The sequence below is a fragment of the Oleiphilus sp. HI0061 genome, from assembly GCF_001635675.1.
On record NZ_LWFE01001776.1, the window covers coordinates 1 to 19,965 of the forward strand.

General features: G+C 42.7%; 21 protein-coding genes and 1 pseudogene. 21 read left to right on the forward strand and 1 reads right to left on the reverse strand.

What is annotated here, in order from left to right; all coding sequences use genetic code 11:
• From A3735_RS31525 to scpB, 11 genes are all read left to right on the forward strand, one after another.
• The coding region (locus A3735_RS31525; RefSeq protein WP_197486084.1) for a hypothetical protein at positions 1–232 on the forward strand (232 nt) is incomplete at its 5' end.
• Complete coding sequence (gene gspI / locus A3735_RS27080; RefSeq protein ID WP_068511063.1) at positions 232–642, forward strand: type II secretion system minor pseudopilin GspI; 411 nt, start codon at positions 232–234, stop codon at positions 640–642. The genes A3735_RS31525 and gspI, both read left to right, overlap by 1 nt.
• On the forward strand, positions 642–1,373 hold the full coding sequence (gspJ, locus tag A3735_RS27085; protein ID WP_068511061.1) for a type II secretion system minor pseudopilin GspJ: 732 nt from the start codon (positions 642–644) through the stop codon (positions 1,371–1,373). The genes gspI and gspJ overlap by 1 nt, the downstream gene beginning before the upstream one ends.
• Complete coding sequence (gspK, locus tag A3735_RS27090; RefSeq protein ID WP_068511059.1) at positions 1,373–2,389, forward strand: type II secretion system minor pseudopilin GspK; 1,017 nt, start codon at positions 1,373–1,375, stop codon at positions 2,387–2,389. Before gspJ ends, gspK begins: the two co-directional genes overlap by 1 nt.
• Positions 2,390–2,429: 40 nt before the next feature.
• Entirely contained in the window at positions 2,430–3,734 is a 1,305-nt protein-coding gene (gene gspL, locus A3735_RS27095; protein ID WP_068511057.1) for a type II secretion system protein GspL, read from the forward strand.
• A 26-nt stretch (positions 3,735–3,760) separates the two neighbouring features.
• Entirely contained in the window at positions 3,761–4,282 is a 522-nt protein-coding gene (gspM, locus tag A3735_RS27100) for a type II secretion system protein GspM (RefSeq protein ID WP_068511054.1), read from the forward strand.
• A gap of 41 nt (positions 4,283–4,323) precedes the next feature.
• Positions 4,324–4,956, forward strand: a complete 633-nt coding sequence (locus tag A3735_RS27105) for an N-acetyltransferase (protein WP_068511052.1) — start codon at positions 4,324–4,326, stop codon at positions 4,954–4,956.
• Positions 4,957–5,054: 98 nt separating this feature from the next.
• Entirely contained in the window at positions 5,055–6,416 is a 1,362-nt protein-coding gene (gene gorA, locus A3735_RS27110) for a glutathione-disulfide reductase (RefSeq protein WP_068511050.1), read from the forward strand.
• Positions 6,417–6,591: 175 nt separating this feature from the next.
• Positions 6,592–7,809, forward strand: coding sequence for a tryptophan--tRNA ligase (locus A3735_RS27115; protein ID WP_082870226.1), 1,218 nt, complete (start codon positions 6,592–6,594; stop codon positions 7,807–7,809).
• A 26-nt stretch (positions 7,810–7,835) separates the two neighbouring features.
• Positions 7,836–8,630, forward strand: coding sequence for a ScpA family protein (locus tag A3735_RS27120; RefSeq protein WP_068511048.1), 795 nt, complete (start codon positions 7,836–7,838; stop codon positions 8,628–8,630).
• An 11-nt stretch (positions 8,631–8,641) separates the two neighbouring features.
• A complete protein-coding gene (scpB, locus tag A3735_RS27125) occupies positions 8,642–9,328 on the forward strand; it encodes an SMC-Scp complex subunit ScpB (RefSeq protein ID WP_068511046.1) in 687 nt (228 codons plus the stop codon).
• 26 nt (positions 9,329–9,354) lie between these two features.
• Here the strand turns inward: scpB and A3735_RS27130 are convergent, their stop codons facing one another.
• Positions 9,355–10,740, reverse strand: a complete 1,386-nt coding sequence (locus A3735_RS27130; RefSeq protein ID WP_082880525.1) for an anthranilate synthase component I family protein — start codon at positions 10,738–10,740, stop codon at positions 9,355–9,357.
• A gap of 101 nt (positions 10,741–10,841) precedes the next feature.
• Here A3735_RS27130 and A3735_RS27135 point away from each other — a divergent pair, with 101 nt between their 5' ends.
• The 10 genes and pseudogenes from A3735_RS27135 to A3735_RS29905 all read left to right on the forward strand — a co-directional run.
• Positions 10,842–11,372, forward strand: a complete 531-nt coding sequence (locus tag A3735_RS27135) for a hypothetical protein (RefSeq protein WP_068511044.1) — start codon at positions 10,842–10,844, stop codon at positions 11,370–11,372.
• A 367-nt stretch (positions 11,373–11,739) separates the two neighbouring features.
• Positions 11,740–13,092: a DUF6160 family protein gene (locus A3735_RS27140; RefSeq protein WP_068511042.1), complete on the forward strand. Its 1,353-nt coding sequence runs from the start codon at positions 11,740–11,742 to the stop codon at positions 13,090–13,092.
• Positions 13,093–13,410: 318 nt separating this feature from the next.
• Entirely contained in the window at positions 13,411–14,004 is a 594-nt protein-coding gene (locus A3735_RS27145) for a hypothetical protein (protein ID WP_068511040.1), read from the forward strand.
• Between the two features lie 377 nt (positions 14,005–14,381).
• Entirely contained in the window at positions 14,382–14,642 is a 261-nt protein-coding gene (locus A3735_RS27150) for an FmdB family zinc ribbon protein (protein WP_068511038.1), read from the forward strand.
• A 66-nt stretch (positions 14,643–14,708) separates the two neighbouring features.
• The gene (gene aspS / locus A3735_RS27155) at positions 14,709–16,487 is read left to right on the forward strand and encodes an aspartate--tRNA ligase (RefSeq protein ID WP_068511036.1); all 1,779 of its coding nucleotides are present in this window, start codon (positions 14,709–14,711) and stop codon (positions 16,485–16,487) included.
• A gap of 206 nt (positions 16,488–16,693) precedes the next feature.
• Positions 16,694–17,455 carry an amidohydrolase family protein gene (locus tag A3735_RS27160; protein WP_068511034.1) on the forward strand — a complete coding sequence of 254 codons (762 nt, stop codon included), beginning with the start codon at positions 16,694–16,696 and terminating at the stop codon, positions 17,453–17,455.
• A gap of 20 nt (positions 17,456–17,475) precedes the next feature.
• Positions 17,476–17,994 carry a crossover junction endodeoxyribonuclease RuvC gene (gene ruvC, locus A3735_RS27165; protein ID WP_068511032.1) on the forward strand — a complete coding sequence of 173 codons (519 nt, stop codon included), beginning with the start codon at positions 17,476–17,478 and terminating at the stop codon, positions 17,992–17,994.
• 65 nt (positions 17,995–18,059) lie between these two features.
• Positions 18,060–18,665, forward strand: a complete 606-nt coding sequence (gene ruvA, locus A3735_RS27170) for a Holliday junction branch migration protein RuvA (protein ID WP_068511030.1) — start codon at positions 18,060–18,062, stop codon at positions 18,663–18,665.
• A gap of 140 nt (positions 18,666–18,805) precedes the next feature.
• Entirely contained in the window at positions 18,806–19,840 is a 1,035-nt protein-coding gene (ruvB, locus tag A3735_RS27175) for a Holliday junction branch migration DNA helicase RuvB (RefSeq protein WP_068511029.1), read from the forward strand.
• Position 19,841: 1 nt separating this feature from the next.
• A pseudogene (locus tag A3735_RS29905) lies at positions 19,842–19,965 on the forward strand (4-hydroxybenzoyl-CoA thioesterase); the annotation flags it as partial.

Genomic DNA, 19,965 nt, shown 5'->3' on the forward strand with positions numbered 1-19,965 from the left:
CGAAATCCTCGGCACCTCTGTATCAGGCGAGTATATCGGCAACACTGACACTCTGGAAATTGAAGAATCCTCAAAAAAACCTAGTTTTATGCTGCTATCCAGTGGTGAAGTTGATCAGTTTGTTATTGGTGTTCAACTCATGGGCGACAGCGATAGCCGGATCGAAATCAAGACTGATGAGCAAGGTGAGATTGTTGTACCCTTCCTGCAACAGGATGAGGATGCAGGCTAATGCATAGGTCTATCAGGCAACGTAATCTTTCTAAGATAACCAAGCATGCGGGCTTCACACTTTTAGAAGTAATGATGGCTATGCTGGTCTTCGTCTCGGTAGCCATGATTCAACAAGAGGTGACGGCATCAACCGTTAGCCAATATTTTAACGTAAGGCATAAGATAGTTGCTTCTTGGATTGCGGAAAATAAGATCACAGAGCTTCAGCTTTCAAAATCACTGCCTGCAATTAAAGAATATAAAGAAGAGATCGAGTTTGCGAATCAAGAATGGCAGGTGGTTTCTAAGGTTAGCAAAACAGCAAATGCCGATATCAACAAGCTCGACGTAGATGTCTATCTTATCGATGAGCAGAGTGGCGATAAGAGCAAAAAACTAACACTTTCCAGTATGTTAGGGCGCTACTAATGCTGGATTCCACCAAAATCAAGCAAGCCCTTGCATCTCAACAAGGCTTCACATTGCTAGAAGTCCTTATCGCGATAGGTATTACTGCATTAATTGGTTTGGGCGCCTGGCAGGTATTGAACTCAGCGATCACAAGTAGTGATCGTACTCAGGTTCATCTCGAAGAGCTGAATCAAATTCAAAAAGCAATGCTGATCGTTAAGCGCGACCTTTCGCAAGTCATTGGTCGTTCGATACGAGACGAGTATGGCGACTATCAAAACGCACTGGATAGCAGCTCTGATTTTTATAAAATCCAATTTAGCCGAGTAGGCTGGCGTAATCCTTTAGACGATAAGCGTTCCGAGATTCAACGTGTCGCCTACGAGCTGGATAGTGAAAAGCTTGTAAGGCACTACTGGACAGCGCTTGATCAGACTCAGGACAGTGAAAGCATTCGAAAGACTCTCTTAAACGATATTGAATCTCTTGATTTTCGTTTTTTGAATGAGAGCGATGCATGGGTGGGTAAGTGGCCTGTTGAATCGCTTGACAGCGAGACCACTTCACCTGACCCGCGTCAAACAAACAACAGCTTACCCAAGGCAATTGAAATCGAAATAGCACATAAACGCTTCGGCAAGGTGAAGCGCTTGTTTGAGGTAGGGAGCTATTTTTCCGGCAAAGAGCTTGAATTAAGTGGCGGCGCATCTTCAGATAACGGTCTTGATGGCCAGAAGGCTAAAGACTGATGCCTCTGCTATATAGAACATACGGTATTCAGTACCCATGCTCAGTTAAAAAACAGGGCGGGGTCGCCTTGATGATTGTCATCTTTGTTTTCGCATTAGTTTCTATACTGTCTGTCGGTATGTACAACAGACAGAGTATTTTTGTTCAGCAGGCCGGTAATTTATTTGCCCAGTCTCAAGCGTATCAATACGCGATTGGCTCCGAGTTATATGCAAAGTGGTGGCTAAAAGATGATTGGGATAATGATAAAGATGTAGAAAAAGAATTCTATGATGACCTAGCCTTTCTTGAGTCCTCTTTAACAAGACCCTATGAAGGTGCAATTGTTTCGTCACAGTTTAATGATGTTCAAGGGAAGCTGAATCTAAATGACCTAGTCAGTGTGACAGGGGAAGTTATCCCTGTAATGAAGGAACGCTTCACTCGTTTATTTAATCGTTTGGCGATCGAAACGGTAAAGCTTGAGCAAATTATTGACTGGCTTGATGAAAATCAGGACTCAAGTGGTTTTGATGGGGCGGAAGATGGCGAGTATTTGTCCTTAGACCCTCCTTATAGAAATGCTGGCCAGCCTATGCTCGATATATCAGAATTACGATTACTTCCCACAATCAGTAATGAAGACTTCAAAAAACTATTAGAGCATGTCACTGTATTGCCTCAGGGTTGGGCTCCCGTTAATGTAAATACTGCAACAGCGGAAGTTTTACAGAGTTTAAGTGAAACCCTTACTGATGCCCAGGCAGATAGCTTGGTAGAAGCTCGTCAGGATAAGGCCTGGAAGAATATTGACGAGTTTAAGGCTGAGACTTTAGTTGCGGATGGAAAAATAAACTTTAATTACATCGGGGTTCGATCTGACTTTTACGAGTTAGCGACCGAAGTGACACTTTCCGAGCGCACGGTCAGGTTAAGAAGTGTACTCTATCGGAGTAACGAAGACGGGTCTTTACAGGTTCTTAGTCGTAACCAGGGCCAAAAATATTTAATTACCAAAGAGCAAGTGGCGCTATAATAAAACGATTAGCGTCGTTCAAAACAGATAGAGTAAACTCATGCCAAATACATTGTTTGTAAGGCCACATAAAGTACATCAGGTAGAAGGAGCGTTATATGAATGGGCGCTCTATGATATTGCTGGTGAGCAACTTAAATATGGCGCGCGTTCGAGTCTGGAAATAATCGATCAGACCTTAATGCAGAATGGTATCGAGAATGTTGAACTGATTGCGCTTTGGCCTTCTTCAGCCGCCTTTGTAAGCGAAGTGAGTCTGCCAGGAGGTCAGGCTCGTTACCTGCAGCAAGCGCTACCCTTTGCAGTAGAAGAGCAGGTTGCGCAAGATATTGAGCAAATACATATTTGTTTGGGGCCAAAAAGCAAACGAGGCGCTTACTCGGTCATTAATATCGACCACTCTTTGTTCGAGTCAAATTTTCAGTCTTTTAATAGCGAAATGGCCGATATTCCTTTAGCTGGCGTGTATCTCGATGCGCAGTGTCTGCCTATTGCTGAAGATGACCTTAGTCTTTGTTTGTCTAGCGGCTCAGTAATCGTTCGTTCTCTCGAAGGAAAGATGATTTCCTTAAAGCCTGATAACCTCATTCCATATTTAGACAGTGTTTTTCTTGCGCCAAGTGAAGATGAGGAAGCACGCGAGCTTTCGATGAAGGTTTGGGTTGCAGCTGACTATATGGAAGCGGCTAAGATGTTGCTTGCTCAAATAGAGCAGTACCCACACCTGTCTATCTCAGTTGAGCAGTTTGGTTTAAGTGAATTTGAATTCCTATGTGAGTGCTATACACGTAATAAAACAACCCTGACAAATTTGTGCCAAGGCGATTTTGTGATTGCTCGTCAGTCTAGCGGGTCCTGGCATCGCTGGAGAGCTGTTGCAGCACTTGCTGGACTTGGGTTTTTACTGCAATTCGGCGTGTTTATTGGCCAGGGTATGTACTTTGAAGGGCAGGCTGATTCCGCTGGCCAAAGCGCATTAACAGCCTACCAAAAAATAGTACCCAACTCGAAACGGACAACACTTGGCAAATTGCCGCGTATTATCAAGGGTAAGCTTAACCAGCAGCGCCAGGGCGGTAGTAGTGTCGATGTCGGTTTTCTCCATTTATTAGGAGAGGCGGGGTATCAGTTTGATCGAAGCAAATTTAAAGGCCAGCTTCAATTTAAAAGCATTAACTATAATCAGCAGCGTGCTGAGTTAGTCTTAGAAATGCAGGCTCAAAGCTTTGATCAGTTAGAGAGTTTAAAAAATGCCATCGTTAGTGCTGGCCTAACGGCGAAGATCAGTTCCGCTGTTCAAGAAAAAGAATATTTTCGCGGCCGTATTAGTGTCGGCGGTGCTTAGTTTAGGTAGTTAAGAGAGATATTGAGATGTTAGAAGCTTTAAAACAGAACTCTGCGCTACTGAATATGCGCAAACAGTATGAGATGCTATCGGCACGTGACCGTTTGGCTCTTAAAGTGCTGCTTGTAGCTCTGAGCTTGGTTATTCTGATCTTTGGCTTAATGAAGCCAGCTTATGAATACAAAAAACAAGCCGAGGCAAAGCTTGAGCAAAATCAGCAATTGCTAGCCTTGGTAAACCAGAATAAAGCCGCACTGAGAAGTCTTGGTCAAAACAATCAAGGCAGTGCTTCCAAAAAAGCATTGAATAGCCAGCAGCTGGTTTCATCGGTTACTAATCTTGCAAAGCAACAGAAAGTGGCACTTAAGCGCTTCGAGCCAAGCGGCGACAATAAGCTAAAAGTTTGGGTGGATGACGCCTCTTTCGATAAGGTAATTTCTTGGTTAAGTCGCTTGAAAAGCTCATTAGGTGTGCGAGTCGAGCAGATTTCCATTGATAAAGATGATGCACCAGGGAAGATCAGCGCCAGAATGACATTGTCTTCATAAGTCTGTAGCGCGATATATTAGTCTAAGAACTAGGGGCACCTATGACAAGAATAACAGAAGAAACCAAAGCAAGAGTTGTTCGACTTGAACCTGGCGCTTTTACCGAAGCTAAAGCAATTCTATATAGAGCTTATAAACATGAGCCTACCTTTAAATACCTATTTGACGCTTCGCGCCCTGGTTATGATCAACGTATCAGGGCAACTATACGAGAGTTAATTAACTTACATTTTTCCAATCAGCAAGATGTGATCGGCCTGGCATTGGATAATCATTTGATTGCAGTTGCGCTAGTTGGCAGTCCGGATATCCGTTTGACACTAAGTCGTCAGTGGAACTGGCGTTTGCGTATGATGCTTACAGCAGGAATGGACTGTACATGGCGTTATATTAATTACCATAAACAGATCCACGAGTGTCTACCTAAAGGTGAACACCATGAATTACCTCTGTTGGGGGTGGATTCAAAATACAGAAATTCGGGTTACGGTAAGCAGTTGATGTTGGCGATAGAAGATATCTGTAAAGAAAACCCGCGCTCCGGCGGTATAGCGCTTGATACTGGTAATACGCGGTACTTGAAGTTTTATAAGAGTATTGGTTATAAAACCCTTGGAACCGTTAAACTGGGTGAGCTCGTTGAAAATGTATTATTCAAAGAGTGCAGTCACTAATTCTGTATTTATATTTTACCTGTCTTAAGCTATTAAATGCTCTAGTGTAGTTTTCGAGCTTAGGCATACCGACAATATCCGTTTTTGAAGAGTTCTTTATGTCATCTTATGATTTTGATTTGTTTGTAATTGGTGCTGGCTCCGGCGGTGTTCGTTTGGCTAGAATGTCGGCCTCGATGGGCGCTACAGTTGCTGTTGCAGAAGATCGCTATCTTGGCGGTACGTGTGTAAATGTAGGCTGCGTACCAAAGAAACTATTTGTTTATGCATCCCATGTTCATGAAGAGCTTGAAGACGGCAAAGGCTATGGTTGGCATTTAAATGGTGATCTGAGTTTTAACTGGCAAACCCTGGTCAAAAATAAGAATACTGAGATTGAGCGTTTAAACGGTATTTATGATTCCTTGTTAACTAACTCGGGCGCTAAAATTATTAATGGTCGAGCTCGCATAGTTGATGCCCATACTGTCGAAGTGGCAGGGCAGCAATACTCGGCTGAGCGAATCGTTGTCGCGACTGGAAGTTGGCCGTTCATACCTAATATTCCAGGTGCCGAGTATGCAATCTCTTCCAACGAGCTTTTCTATCTTGATAACTTGCCCGATACTGCAACGGTTGTGGGTGGTGGCTATATAGCTGTAGAAATGGCCGGAATTCTTCAAGGGCTTGGTGTCGACACGACCTTGGTTTATCGTGGTGAGCTGTTCTTGCGCGGTTTTGATCAAGAAGTGCGGGAGTTCGTGCGTGATGAGATTAGCAAAAAAGGTATTCGCTTAAGGTTTAATGAGAATATCGACAGTATTTCAAAGCTGGATAACGGTTCTTTAAATCTTCAGCTAAAAAGTGGCGCTACCGAATCTACTGGTTTGGTGCTTTATGCAACAGGTCGAAAGCCATACTCCTACGACTTAGGCATAGAGAATACTAAGGTAGCGCTTGATGACAAAGGTCAGATTAAGGTTAATGATTATTTTCAAACAAGTGAACCCTCGATCTATGCGATTGGTGATGTAATAGGTGGTATGCAGCTTACGCCGGTTGCGCTTGCCGAAGGTATGTTCTTAGCTAATTATTTCTTTTCCTCAACTAAACCTTCATTAGTCGACTATTCCTTGATACCGACGGCTGTTTTTTGTCAGCCAAATATTGCTACGGTTGGCTTGAGTGAGGAGCAAGCGCGGGAAGAGTTTGATGACATTGATGTCTATGTGTCTAATTTTAAAATGATGAAGCATACTTTGTCTGGGCGTGATGAACGTACCTTAATGAAGATGGTTGTAGACAAGAAAACAGATGCTGTCTTAGGTGTTCACATGGTTGGTGCAGAGGCCGGAGAGATTATTCAAGGTATTGCCGTTGCATTAAAAGCTGGCGCTACGAAACAGAGTTTTGACCAAACTATTGGTATTCATCCTACTGCTGCAGAAGAATTTGTAACGATGCGCCAGCCTAGAACTTAAGGTTTTTTTGCTTCGATCACCAGAAAAATACACTGACCCTGAAATTATCAAGAAAAGTAAGTATACTTCCGTTTTTTACGGAAGGTGGTATGTAAGTAGTCATTGGTATTTTTTACGAGCCAGACTTTCATCACGTAATCCATTATCCATAGCAGATTATAAATAGGAGCCAGCTTTGAGTTCGGTTGAATCACAGCAAAGAGTTTTATCCGGTATGCGCCCTACGGGCAAGCTACATCTTGGGCATTATCATGGTGTACTCAAGAACTGGGTAGAGTTGCAACACGATTATGAATGTTTCCTCTTCGTTGCAGACTGGCATGCACTCACAACGCATTATGAAGACCCTTTCATGATCGAACAGAGCGTGTGGGATATGGTGATCGATTGGCTTGCTGCGGGTATTAACCCAGGTTCAGCGACAATGTTTGTTCAGTCTATGGTGCCTGAACATGCAGAGTTGCACCTATTGTTGTCAATGATGACGCCTTTAGGTTGGCTGGAACGTGTACCAACTTACAAAGACCAGCAAGAGAAGTTGAAAGAAAAAGATTTGGCAACTTACGGTTTCTTAGGTTATCCATTATTACAAAGTGCTGACATCTTAGTTTATCGTGCGGGTTTTGTTCCTGTTGGTGCTGACCAGGTAGCTCATGTCGAATTGACGCGTGAAATTGCTCGTCGCTTTAATCATTTATATGGTAAAGATCCGGGTTTTGAAGAGCAGGCTGAAGCAGCGATAAAGAAAATGGGTAAGAAAAACGCCAAGCTTTATCGTAATTTACAGAAGCGATTCCAAGAACAGGGCGACGATGAGGCTTTGGAAACTGCAAGAGCTTTGATCAAAGACCAGCAAAATATATCACTAGGCGATCGTGAACGCTTGTTTGGTTTTATTGAGGGAGGCGGTAAAGTGATTCTACCTGAGCCTCAGCCATTATTGACTGAAGCATCGAAGATGCCAGGTTTAGATGGTCAGAAAATGTCCAAATCTTACGGCAATACTATTGGCTTACGTGAGGATCCGGATTCGGTTACTCAAAAAATACGAACCATGCAGACAGACCCACAACGTGTACGCTTATCTGATCCGGGTGATCCAGATAAGTGCCCTGTGTGGAAGTTGCATGATGTTTATTCCGACGAAAGTACTAAATGCTGGGTTCGTGAAGGTTGCACCAGTGCAGGCATTGGTTGTTTGGAATGTAAGAACCCAATAATTGAAAAAGTGCTTGAAGAGCAGCGCCCAATTCGTGAACGTGCTCGCCAGTATGAAGAGAACCCAGAATTAGTGCGTAGTATTTTATCTGAAGGTGCCGAGCGCGCGCGTGACGCAGCAAAGGGAACGCTTCAGGAAGTTCGACGTGTAATGGGTTTATCTTTCGGCGCGTAAAGTGCTAGAAGATAGGGGGCTTGAGTATGTCAGCTGTGCAACAAGAATTACCTTTGGCAATTGTCGAAGGTAAAGTTGTAAGGGATGTCCCTCAAGACCTCTATATTCCCCCCGATGCTTTATCGGTTATTCTCGAAGCCTTTGAAGGCCCGCTAGATCTGCTCCTGTATTTGATACGACGCCAAAATATGGATATTCTGGCAGTTGATGTGAGTGAGATAACGCGTCAGTACATCGAATATATTCAAGTTGCGAAAAAGATGAAGTTCGAGCTGGCTGCTGAGTACCTACTCATGGCTGCGATGTTGGCCGAGATCAAATCTCGAATGTTATTGCCTAAAATTTCGCATGAAGATGACGAAGAAGAAGACCCACGTGCTGAATTGATTCGTCGCCTTCAGCAATATGAACGCTTCAAGAAAGCAGCTGAAGATTTGGATGAGTTACCACGCGTTGATAGAGAAATAGTTCCTGTTCATATCAAAGCAGAAACCAGTTCTGACGGAAAGATACATCCTGATGTCTCGCTAAATGAGTTAATTCAGGCACTTAATTCTGTTCTGCAACGCTCTGATATGTTTGTAAGCCACCATATTGAAAAAGAGAAGCTCTCAACTAGAGAGAGGATGACAATTATCTTATCTAAGGTAACGCCCGAACAGTTCGTCCCTTTCGCTGCGCTCTTTAGTCCAGAGGAAGGGCGAGATGGTGTTGTGGTAACATTTTTGGCAATTATGGAATTAGTTAAAGAGCAGTTGCTCGATTTTGTTCAATCAGAAACCTTGGGGCCTATTCATGTTCGGGCGCGCGGAGCACAATAAAGAGCTTTGAAATGGTAGACATTAAAGAGTTACTTAGTTCAAATAGCGAAGATCTTACTAATGTAGGGAATCAATACACCTATAATTCACTTGAGCCCACCGTTGAAGTATTAAAACCTATTGTCGAAGCGCTTCTGTTTTCAGCAGGTAAACCTTTGTCTATCGATGCGATTCAAGCTTTATTGGAACCTGACCTTACGCCTACCAGGGCAGTGTTTCGCTCCGTATTGCAAGAAATTGAGGAAGACTACAAAGGTCGTGGTGTTGAGTTGGTTGAGTTTTCTGGCGCTTATCGCTTTCAGTCCCGGCCTTCAATGAGCGAGTGGGTACAGCGTTTATGGGAAGAACGACCTCAAAAGTATTCCAGAGCACTTTTGGAAACATTGGCCTTGATTGCCTATCGCCAACCGATTACGCGTGGCGATATTGAAGAAGTTCGGGGGGTTGCAGTCAGCTCTACCATAATGAAGACCCTGCTAGAAAGAAATTGGGTGCGAGTTGTGGGTCATCGCGAGGTTCCCGGTCGACCAGCAATTTATGCAACGACCAAGCATTTTCTTTCCTATTTCAACCTAAGCAGCCTTGATGACCTGCCAACCTTGGCCGAAATTCGAGATATTGAGCTAATTTCCAAAGAATTAAATGCACAATTAGAGCTAGTCGGCACCGAAGATGAGTCAGTAAAACAGGACGATTAGCTCTATATAAGGAAGGCTCTATATGCTTATTCCGAAATTCCCGTTAAATTACTGACCTTAGTTAAACTTTCTAGATACTCTTCTTTACAGTTTGAGTCGTGAACGATTCCGCCGCCGCCCCAGCAATGTAATTTATTTCCCGAATGCACAATGGTTCGAATAAGTATATTACTGTCAAAATTTCCATTTCCATTTAGATAAAAAATTGAACCGCAATAGGCGTCTCTGCCGGAGCCTTCTAACTCATTAATAATTTCCATTGACCTGATTTTAGGAGCTCCCGTAATAGATCCGCCAGGAAAACATGCGAAAAAGGCATCTAATTCGTTGATATCTTTCCTAAGCCTTCCTTTTATATGGCTAATTAGGTGATGCACATTCTTGAAAGTTTCAAGTTCGAATAGTTTTTCCACCTTAACGCTGCCTAATTCACAAACTTTGCTTAGGTCGTTACGAAGTAAATCAACAATCATTAAGTTTTCGGCTTGGTTTTTTGTGCTTTCTTGCAATTTTTGCGGGGCTTCAGCTTTATTTGTATTCTGAGCGGTGCCCTTTATTGGTTTTGTGTTTATTTCTTTATTCTTGATTCCAATAAATTGTTCAGGCGAGAAGCTTAATAACTGTTGATCGTCACTAAAAGAGATGAACGCTGAATAAGGCGTATCGACTTTTTCTCTGAGGTGGAAATACAGAGGGAGTGATGGGTCATCAAAATCTGCTTCAAAACGCTGAGTTAGATTTACTTGATAACAGTCTCCGGCAATTATGTAGCTTTGTATTTGCTCAAAAGCTTCTGAATAACGCTGATATGAAATGGTCTTCTGCCAGTTAGGCTTGTTAGTTTGCTGCTTATGTTTATATGTGGCGTTCTTTTCGTGGGTATCGGAAATAATATTTTCAATCTTGTCTCGCAAATCGAGAGGGCAGCGTGGTGAATACGTTAGATAACCGCGCTTTTGTTTTTTGTCATGAATATAAGACCAGGTATATTCACCTATATATAGAAGGGGGAGTTTACTTTCTTCCATTAATTGAGGTGCTTCAATAATACTAAGAGCCCCATACTCATAACTTGAGTATCCAATTAACCCTGCTGTAAAAGGTAAATCTGAAAATATTGATGGGATTTCTTGTTGCTCGTAGTTAAGTGACTCATGAATATTGCTTGGCTTAACTAGGTTTGGAGTGTGAGATAACTCTGCTTTATTTATTGTATGGGTAAATAAAGGCGAACCGCTAATAATATTGAAGCGACCTTTTGACTCATCAACGCCGCTATCTAAAAAGATTGAATGGGGGAGGGAGGCTAACAAGGCATGGCATTGCTCATCATTTAGAATAATTTCCTTTTGTAGCCACTTTGCCGGGTGTTTTGTTTGATTTGTTTGGTAAGCTGTTTCAAAATTCTTCATTCAGTTATCGCAAAATTAAAATCTATGAGAATGTATATGGACATTTGTTCGACGCCTGATAAATTATCGCCGCAAAATAATACTTAACAAATGGAGTTTTTATGAAGCGTTCATTTCGTCGCTTTTTATTTCTAGCGCTATGCGTTTTGCCTTGGGTTACCCCCTTGCAGGCTGAAGATTTTAACTCTTTAAAGCGTGCCAAGCTAACAGAAGCGCAATCTGTAAACCAACTCAAATATATGATGGTCAAAGGCTTTGATAGAATTAAAAAGGAAGTTGTTAAAAACGGTTCTTTCCCTCCATTTGGCTTGACGCTGTCTCCTGATGCCGAGTTTAAAGCAGTCATTCCAGATATTGAAGCAAAACTACCTTCACAGGTTGTTCTAGTAAAACTCGCTGAAAGCATGGCAGCTATTGCTCAAACGCGTTCAATGTGGGCAGTTGGTATTATGTATATTAGGGCCATCAAGCGAGATGACGGTACATATGTCCAGAGAATTATCGTGATGACAGAACATATTGCTGGTTGGGCTCGCCATTGGGCATACCCTTTTAAGATGGAGGATGGAGAGTTTAAATTGGGTACCCCTCAAGAATTGGAAGTAAAGCCGGTTTACTTTACTAAAAAATAAAAGCCTTGTTTTATTAAAGCCGCCTATAAAGGCGGTTTTTTCGTTTAGGGGCTCTATTTAACTCAATATTTTGTATTGTTTTTCTTTATGTCGACATTTTTTTCTTTCTTAAATTCTAAAATACGCCCGAAAACAGCCTTCAAATGTCAAATTCTGTTAAAAACCCTTACATTTCTGCCTAAAGGTTACTCTCCGTAACTTTTTGTGAAAGCAATCACGGTAAATAGAAATCAAAATACATATTATGATCTCACTGGCGAGCAACACAGCTTGTTAGAAAAAAATGAAATCATATAAATCAAATGATCGCGTTAAGACACATAAGTCTAAGACAGTTTTAACGTAACCTAAATATTAGGAGAATAATATGAAAGGCCTGAAAAAAATCGCACTAGTTTCTGCAATCGCTGCTGCTTCTGCTGGCGCACAAGCTGAACTTAAAGCTCTAGACGACTCAGCAATGGGCGAGCTAACTGGTCAAGCTGGTTTGACTATCGATCTAGAAACTAAAGTTTCTATCGGTCAGTTCATGTATAAAGATGCTGGTAGCCTATTCATCAACGACATCAGCATCGGCGGCAACGCAAACACTGGTGACGATAACCTAGCAAACGACACTGACATGATTGACAATATCCGTATGAACATCGATATTGCTGGTTCTGCTGCTACTGGCGAAAACATTTTAGATCGTGGTTTGTCTGATTTTTACGGTGCTGAAGGTCTAGCTGCATTGGCTCTAGCATACGGTGCTGTAGATGACGGTCGTCTAGCTGGTTTGGCTGGCGGTATCGAAGCTAACGCTGATGGTGCATCTTTGACACAGCTAGAAGCTAACAATGTACAAGCTGCTCCTGGTGTATCTGTTGTTCAAGCAGTTGCTGGTGCACTTGGCGGAACATTCGTTAAGGGTCGTGTTGGTATCGAAGACGGTGACTTGTTAATTCACGAAATCGCTACTGATCCATTGGCTGCTCTTATCAGTGCTGATGACCTTATTGCTGGCGGTGCTACTGCACTTGCTGATTTCTCAACTCAAGAAGTTATCGACGCAGCTGTAACAGCGGTTGATTTCAAATACGAAATCGGTGCAATCGGTATTGCTGACTCTACTTACCAGCCAGGCGCAGATCTTTCTACTGCACAAACTACTACTTTGATCAGCAACTTAAGCATTGCGGGTTACTTGGGTCACAAAGATATCCATATCGAAAACAATGGTAATGGTTTCGGCGCTACTGACACTGATGGTAATGGTCGTATCTCTGCTGCTGAAGCTTCTGATGCTGTGACTGGTTCTACTGGTTACGGTGATGCGAACTCAAAAATCCACATGGATAGCTACTTCAACATCACTGATTTAGATGTTTACATCGATATCGCTGGTGTTCAGATCAACGATCTGAAAATCCACAACCATCGTGGTGACACTTCTGGTCTAGACGGATTGAATGCATTCGGTTTCGCTCACTCAATGCGTGACATCTACGCTGTTAAAGACGCAGTTCTTGATCTAGGTTCTGTTGCTTTGAACCCAGCTCAAGATATCCAGGGTGGCAACACAAGAGAAGGTTATGTTGACGGTATCGCAATCAACACTACTTCTAAGTTTGACCTAGATATCGGTTCATTGTCTTTCGGTGACACTGGTACTTCTATCGGTGAAATCTACTTGACTGATGTGACTAACACTACTAACTGGACTATCTCTGCTCACTAAGATCTTGATCTTAGCTGAAGCTGGATACGAAAGTGTTTAGTTAAGTTAGAAGCAAAACGAGAAACCGCCTCACAATGTGAGGTGGTTTTTTTAGTTTCTGTTGTCTGTAAATTCTGTTGGCAGGGAAATATGGGGTAGGCTTTTGTGGCTAAAAGTGTTTGTTATGAAATTCCGTTCACTGCCTCGTTCACATTATAAAAAATGCCTAACAAAAGTCACAAATTCTACTGATTCACTGTAGACATTCTTCTCTCGCCCAGATAATTTATATCCACAATAGTTTTACCTCACCGTTATAATAATGATTGGAGTCTCTATATGAAGATGTTGAAATTTGGTTTGATACTGCTTGGTTTACTGTTCTCAGTGTCGAGCACCTTAGTATCAGCTGAAGAAGGCAAAAGAAAAATAAAAGCAGAAGATCTTGTCGAGGCGCCAATTGCGGACAGCGCTGTAGACCTTAACCAAGTGAGGCGGGGTAAGGTTACTGAGGAGCAAGCGATCGCGCAGCTTAAATATATGATGGTGCAGGGTTGGATGCGCATGGAAAAGAACTTGCTTGAACGTGGTGAGTTTTTACCTTTTGGGATGGTACTTTCCCCGCAGGGTGAATTTAACGTGTTAGCTATTGAGCACCAAAATCTTGTTAAAAAGGATTTTCAACTAGCCTCAATCATTGAATATTTAAAGCGTATTGCTAAAACTCGTGCAAAGTGGGGTGTCGGCTTAATGTATATTGAAACAAGAAAGAATGCTGATGGCTCATCCATGGACTACATTCGTGTAGTGGCAGAGCATATAGCGGGCTGGGCTAGATCGTGGTCTTACCCTTATAAGGTGGTAGATGGTGAAGTTAAGCTCGGCGCACCAAAGGAGACGGTTCTGAAGCCCATCTATTTTCAGTCTAATTAAATGAATAGCAAGGAGTGAGGAAAAGCTCGCTTCTTATTCTATCTCTAGCTTTATAAGGCCGCCCAGAAGGGCGGCTTTGTTTGTTATAGGATTGGCTTGCTTAGGTGAATATCGTTTTGTGTGTGCTTTTTATTGTGCGGATATGGATCTTACAACAAATTATGTAATTGTTAGGTGTTAGCCTTTAACGATTTGTTATTCAAAATGAACCCTGAGCGCGTAGTCTGTCGGGGTTTTTTGGGTTTTATAGCGCTGATTTTAATATTTAGATTGTATATACTGTGCGCCGATTTTGCTTAGTCATGGCTGTTATGTGATTTAGATGTCATGTTTTAAATAAGTATGTAAAGAAAGATTTATATAGGTGGTAATGAATAATGCCGATTTATGAATATGTGTGTAAATCTTGTGGTTTTGAAAAAGATGTCTTACAGAAAATGAGTGATAAGCCATTAACTGATTGTCCTGAGTGTAGCGAAAGTACTTTTTCAAAGCGTATATCCGCTGCTGGTTTTAGGTTATCAGGGTCAGGTTGGTATGAGACAGATTTTAAAACAGGAAATAAGAAAAACCTGTGCAACTCAAAGAATGAGAATAGCTCTAAATCTAAAGGCAGTGAAAGCTCTTCAGCAGCCTGATAAAGTAGCGATTTAACAAAGATAATTAACAATTAATCAGTATTTAGAATTAAGTGAGAATAGTTTATGCGAAGCCATTATTGCGGTTCGGTTAATGAAGATAATATCGGTCAAGAAGTGACTCTCTGCGGTTGGGTTCACCGTCGTCGTGACCATGGGGGTGTTATATTTCTAGATATGCGCGATCGTGAAGGTATGGCTCAAGTTGTTATAGATCCAGATACCGAGCAGGCTTTTGCGTTAGCTGATAGAGCAAGAAGTGAATGGGTACTGCAGATAAAAGGCCTTGTTCGTGCTCGCCCAGAAGGCACCGTTAATGAAAATATGCCCACTGGTAAGATTGAAATACTGGGTAAAGAATTAACGATATTGAATGAAGCTGAGACACCACCATTCCCGCTAGATGGTTACGTGGATGTAGGCGAAGACACTCGCCTAAAGTACCGTTTTATGGATCTGCGTCGTCCAGAGATGCTTAACAAGCTTGTGTTCCGCTCTAAGGTAACTAACTATATCCGTAACTTTTTGGATAAGTTGGACTTTATGGATGTTGAAACGCCTATTCTTACACGAGCTACACCAGAAGGTGCGCGAGACTATTTGGTTCCTAGCCGTACTCATCAAGGTAACTTTTTTGCATTGCCGCAGTCGCCGCAGTTATTTAAGCAGCTACTAATGGTGTCGGGTGTTGATCGTTACTACCAGATTGCTAAGTGCTTCCGTGACGAAGACCTTCGTGCTGATCGTCAGCCTGAGTTTACGCAGGTAGATGTCGAGTGTTCTTATATTGAAGAAGATCAATTGATGGGCATGATGGAGTCTTTAGTTGGCTCAATGTTCAAAGATTTGCTTGATGTCGAGCTTGGTAACTTCCCGCAAATGAGTTACGCCGAGGCAATGAGCCGTTATGGTAGTGACAAACCGGATCTACGTATTCCCTTAGAGATTGTGGATGTTGCTGACTTAATGGCAACTGTAGAATTTAAAGTATTTGCTGGGCCTGCAAAAGACCCTAAAGGCCGTGTTGCTGCGCTTAAGGTCGATGGCGGTGCATCATTATCTCGTAAGCAAATTGATGCATACACTGAGTTCGTTGGTATTTACGGCGCGAAAGGCTTGGCCTGGATCAAGGTTAACGAACTTGAAAAAGGCGCTGAAGGCCTACAATCACCAATTGTTAAGTTCTTGGGTGAAGATGTTGCCCTATCCATTATGGAAAAGGTGGGTGCTAAAAATGGCGATATCGTCTTCTTTGGTGCTGACAAAGAGAAAATTGTCAACGAAGCGCTTGGTGCACTTCGATGCAAGATCGGTGAGGACCTTGATCTTTATACTTGTGAGTGGGCGCCAATGTGGGTAGTGGACTTCCCAATGTTTGAGGAGTTAGATGACGGTGGTTTAACAGCTATTCACCATCCATTTACTGCTCCATCGTGCTCACCTGAAGAGTTGAAGCAAGATCCGGCAACCGCTTTGTCAAGAGCTTATGATATGGTCTTGAATGGTTGTGAATTAGGCGGTGGCTCAATTCGTATTCATGACGGCACCATGCAAAAAACTGTTTTCGAGATTCTTGGTATCGATGACGAAGAAGCCCAAAATAAGTTTGGTTTCCTATTAGACGCCCTAAAATATGGTTGTCCTCCTCATGGTGGTTTGGCCTTTGGTTTGGATCGTCTAGTGATGTTAATGACTGGCGCTAAGTCTATTCGTGAAGTGATTGCCTTCCCTAAAACACAAAGTGCAACCTGTGTGTTAACTCAGGCTCCTGGCGAAGTTGATAATAAGCAGCTTCGTGAACTTCACATTCGTGTTAAGTCTAAAGAAACTGAGAATAAAGCTTAAAATTTAAGCTTTATATCTAATTTGTGCGGTGAGAGTTTAGCTCTGCTAAACCCACCGCACTGATTTCTTTTCTTTTTATTAGCTGAACTTGATAAGTGCTTGATGAGCTAAAGCTTGGTTTGGTTTATCTATTTTTCTAAGGCAACTTCGATCCATTGGTGATGTTCTGTATCATAAGAGCCGTCCTTTACATTGGGAGTGCTTAGTTGTCAGTTTTTGATGCTCATTTTCATATAATTGATAGTCGATTTCCCTTAGTTTCTAATCACGGCTTCTTACCAGATGACTTTGATGTAGAACAATATCTTGAACGTGTCTCACTGCTTAATATCAAGAGTGGTGTCGTTGTTTCAGGCTCTTTTCAGGCTTTTGATCAGAGCTATCTACTTTCGGCGCTTGCCTTACTAAACTCAAGATCTAATAATTTTGTCGGGGTTACGCAGGTTCCACATGATATTTCTGATGGTGAACTATTAAAACTCGATGCTGCCGGAGTAAGGGGGGTTCGCTTTAACCTCTTTCGGGGTGGAAGTGAGCGGGTTGGCTATCTATGCTATTTCGCACAACGAGTTTATGACTTGTGTGGTTGGCATATTGAGTTATATATTTCATCTGAAGGTTTATATCATCTTCAAGATTTGATCAAGAATTTGCCTAAGGTATGTATTGATCACATGGGTATGGAGAAGTCATCGTTTCCTGTTGTAGATGATTTATTAAGGCATGGCGTTTATGTAAAAGTTTGCGGCTTTGGTCGAGTCGATTTTGACCCTATTAAGCGCCTTCAAGAGATGGTGCTGATTAATCCTAATGCTTTGATGTTTGGAACAGATCTTCCCTCAACGCGCGCTTTGAGGCCATTTAGAAATGAAGATTTGAGTTTGATTAAAGGCATTTTTTCTTCCGATTCGTACCAGAATATTACCTGGCATAATGGTAGGCGGTTTTACCGCCTTGATACTGATTAACAATCAAAAGGTTTAGAAGTATGTCCCTGATACTAGGTATAGATCCCGGCTCACGAGTAACCGGCTACGGGCTTATTTCGAAGGATAGGGGGCGTTTATCTTATGTTGCAAGTGGTTGTATTCGTACCGGGGATGGAGCATTTTCCGACCGTCTGTTAGTTATATTTCAAGCCGTTGGACAGCTCATTCAGCAGTATCAACCGGATCAATTTGCAATCGAAGAGGTTTTTATGGCCAAGAACCCTTCTTCAGCGCTTAAGCTTGGTCAGGCACGTGGCGTAGCCATTGTTGCAGCCGCGAATTCAGGGCTCGAAGTTAACGAGTATTCGGCTAGAAAGGTCAAGCAAGCGGTTGTTGGTAAGGGGGGGGCAGATAAGTCTCAAGTCCAGTTAATGGTTATGCACCTGTTAAAGCTTGAAAGCTCACCTCAAGCAGACGCAGCAGATGCTTTGGCAATAGCAATTTGCCATGCGAATAGTGAGAAGCTGTTGCTGCAAGTTTCTGGTGTTAGTCAAAGTCGCGGTGGTCGTATGCGGTAGTTATTGACTGATTTGCTTAAGGCGACAAAATGGGAAATCAATAGTAAATAAGGTAGATAATTTAGATGATTGGTAAATTGCTAGGAATAGTCGAAGAGAAGGGTGCCCAGAGTGTTTTATTAAATGTGTCGGGCATATGTTATGAAGTCGAGGTACCAATTTCTACGTCTTTTTCTTTGCCTGAGGCGGGCGCTAGCGTGAGCCTATATACTCATTTTGTTGTTCGCGAAGATGCTCAATTGTTATATGGCTTCTTGAATAAGAAAGACCGAGACATGTTCAGGGTTCTCATAAAGGTTAACGGTGTTGGTCCAAAGTTGGGGATAACTATTCTATCTGGTTTAGATAGTGCATCTTTAGCTCGCTGCGTAGCTGATGATGATGTTTCTACGTTGGTGAAGCTACCAGGTATTGGCAAGAAAACGGCCGAAAGGTTGTTGATAGAGCTGAGAGATAAGGTTAAAGGCCTTGTTCCTGAGGGTGGTGATGTGTCAATTTCTGAGCTTGATATGCCTCTAGCGCGTGTTAGCGATATCGAAGGTGAAGCCGAAGCGGCGCTGATTTCCTTGGGTTATAAGCCTCAAGATGCTGCGAAATCTATTAAATCAGTGCGTCATGAGGGGCAAACCCTAGAGTCTCTTCTTAAAGCTGCACTAAAAGGAATGTTGTAGCACCAGGCTTATAGGTCGGCGAGGTCTAACATATTTTTAACTTTAGTCCCTTGGATTGATCTGTAAACTGTCTTTCATAGTAAGTTCTTGGTGTGTCATTACGGCCACGCCCAGATTGATGTTTCCTGTTTGGAATGTACATGATTGAAGCAGATCGTATTATTGCCGCTCAAGCTGCCGAGCTTGGTGGTGTGAGTGAAGATGTTCAAGATAGAGCGATTCGGCCTAAGTCTTTAAGTGACTATGTTGGGCAGCCCGCTGTTAAAGAGCAAATGGATATCTTTATTCAAGCAGCCAGTAAAAGGCAAGAAGCGCTGGATCATGTGCTTATTTTCGGTCCGCCTGGACTAGGTAAAACAACGCTAGCGAATATTATTGCAAATGAGCTAGGGAGCAATATTAAGTCTACTTCTGGCCCTGTTCTTGAAAAAGCCGGTGATCTTGCTGCATTGCTGACAAACTTGGAAGCAGGAGACGTTCTTTTCATTGATGAAATTCACCGAATGAATGCTTCAGTTGAAGAAGTCTTATATCCGGCAATGGAAGATTATCAGCTCGATATCATGATAGGTGAAGGTCCGGCTGCAAGGTCTATCAAGCTCGACTTACCTCCCTTTACGCTTGTTGGTGCAACCACGCGAGCAGGTTTGCTCACCTCTCCGTTAAGAGACCGATTTGGGATCGTTCAGCGTCTTGAGTTCTACAATAACCAGGATTTGAGCTCCATTGTTAGTCGTTCAGCCCAGTTACTCGGATTAGAGATTGAACAGGGTGGAGCCGATGAGATAGCCTGTCGTTCCAGAGGGACGCCCCGGATAGCCAATCGATTGCTAAGGCGAGTAAGAGACTACGCCGAGGTTAAAGGTAATGGTGTCTTGGATAAGAACAATGCTGATAAAGCCCTAAGTATGCTCAACGTTGACGCAAAAGGCTTGGATCAAATGGATCGGCGCTTACTACTCGCGGTACTCGAAACATTTGCTGGCGGCCCGGTTGGCGTAGAAAGCATGGCGGCAGCAATTAGTGAGGAGCGAGGCACGGTTGAGGATGTCTTGGAGCCTTACCTGATTCAGCAAGGGTATTTGGCAAGAACGCAGCGCGGTCGTCTGGCAACACAAAAAGCATGGCAGCATTTTGGTTTGAAAGCACCCGCCGAACTCAGCGGCGGAGCGTGATATGACATGTTCTAGCGAAGCATTCAGTCTGCCAATACGCGTTTATATAGAGGACACTGATGTTGGCGGCGTCGTGTTTTATGCTAATTATTTAAAGTATTTTGAGCGTGCTAGAACGGAGTTTA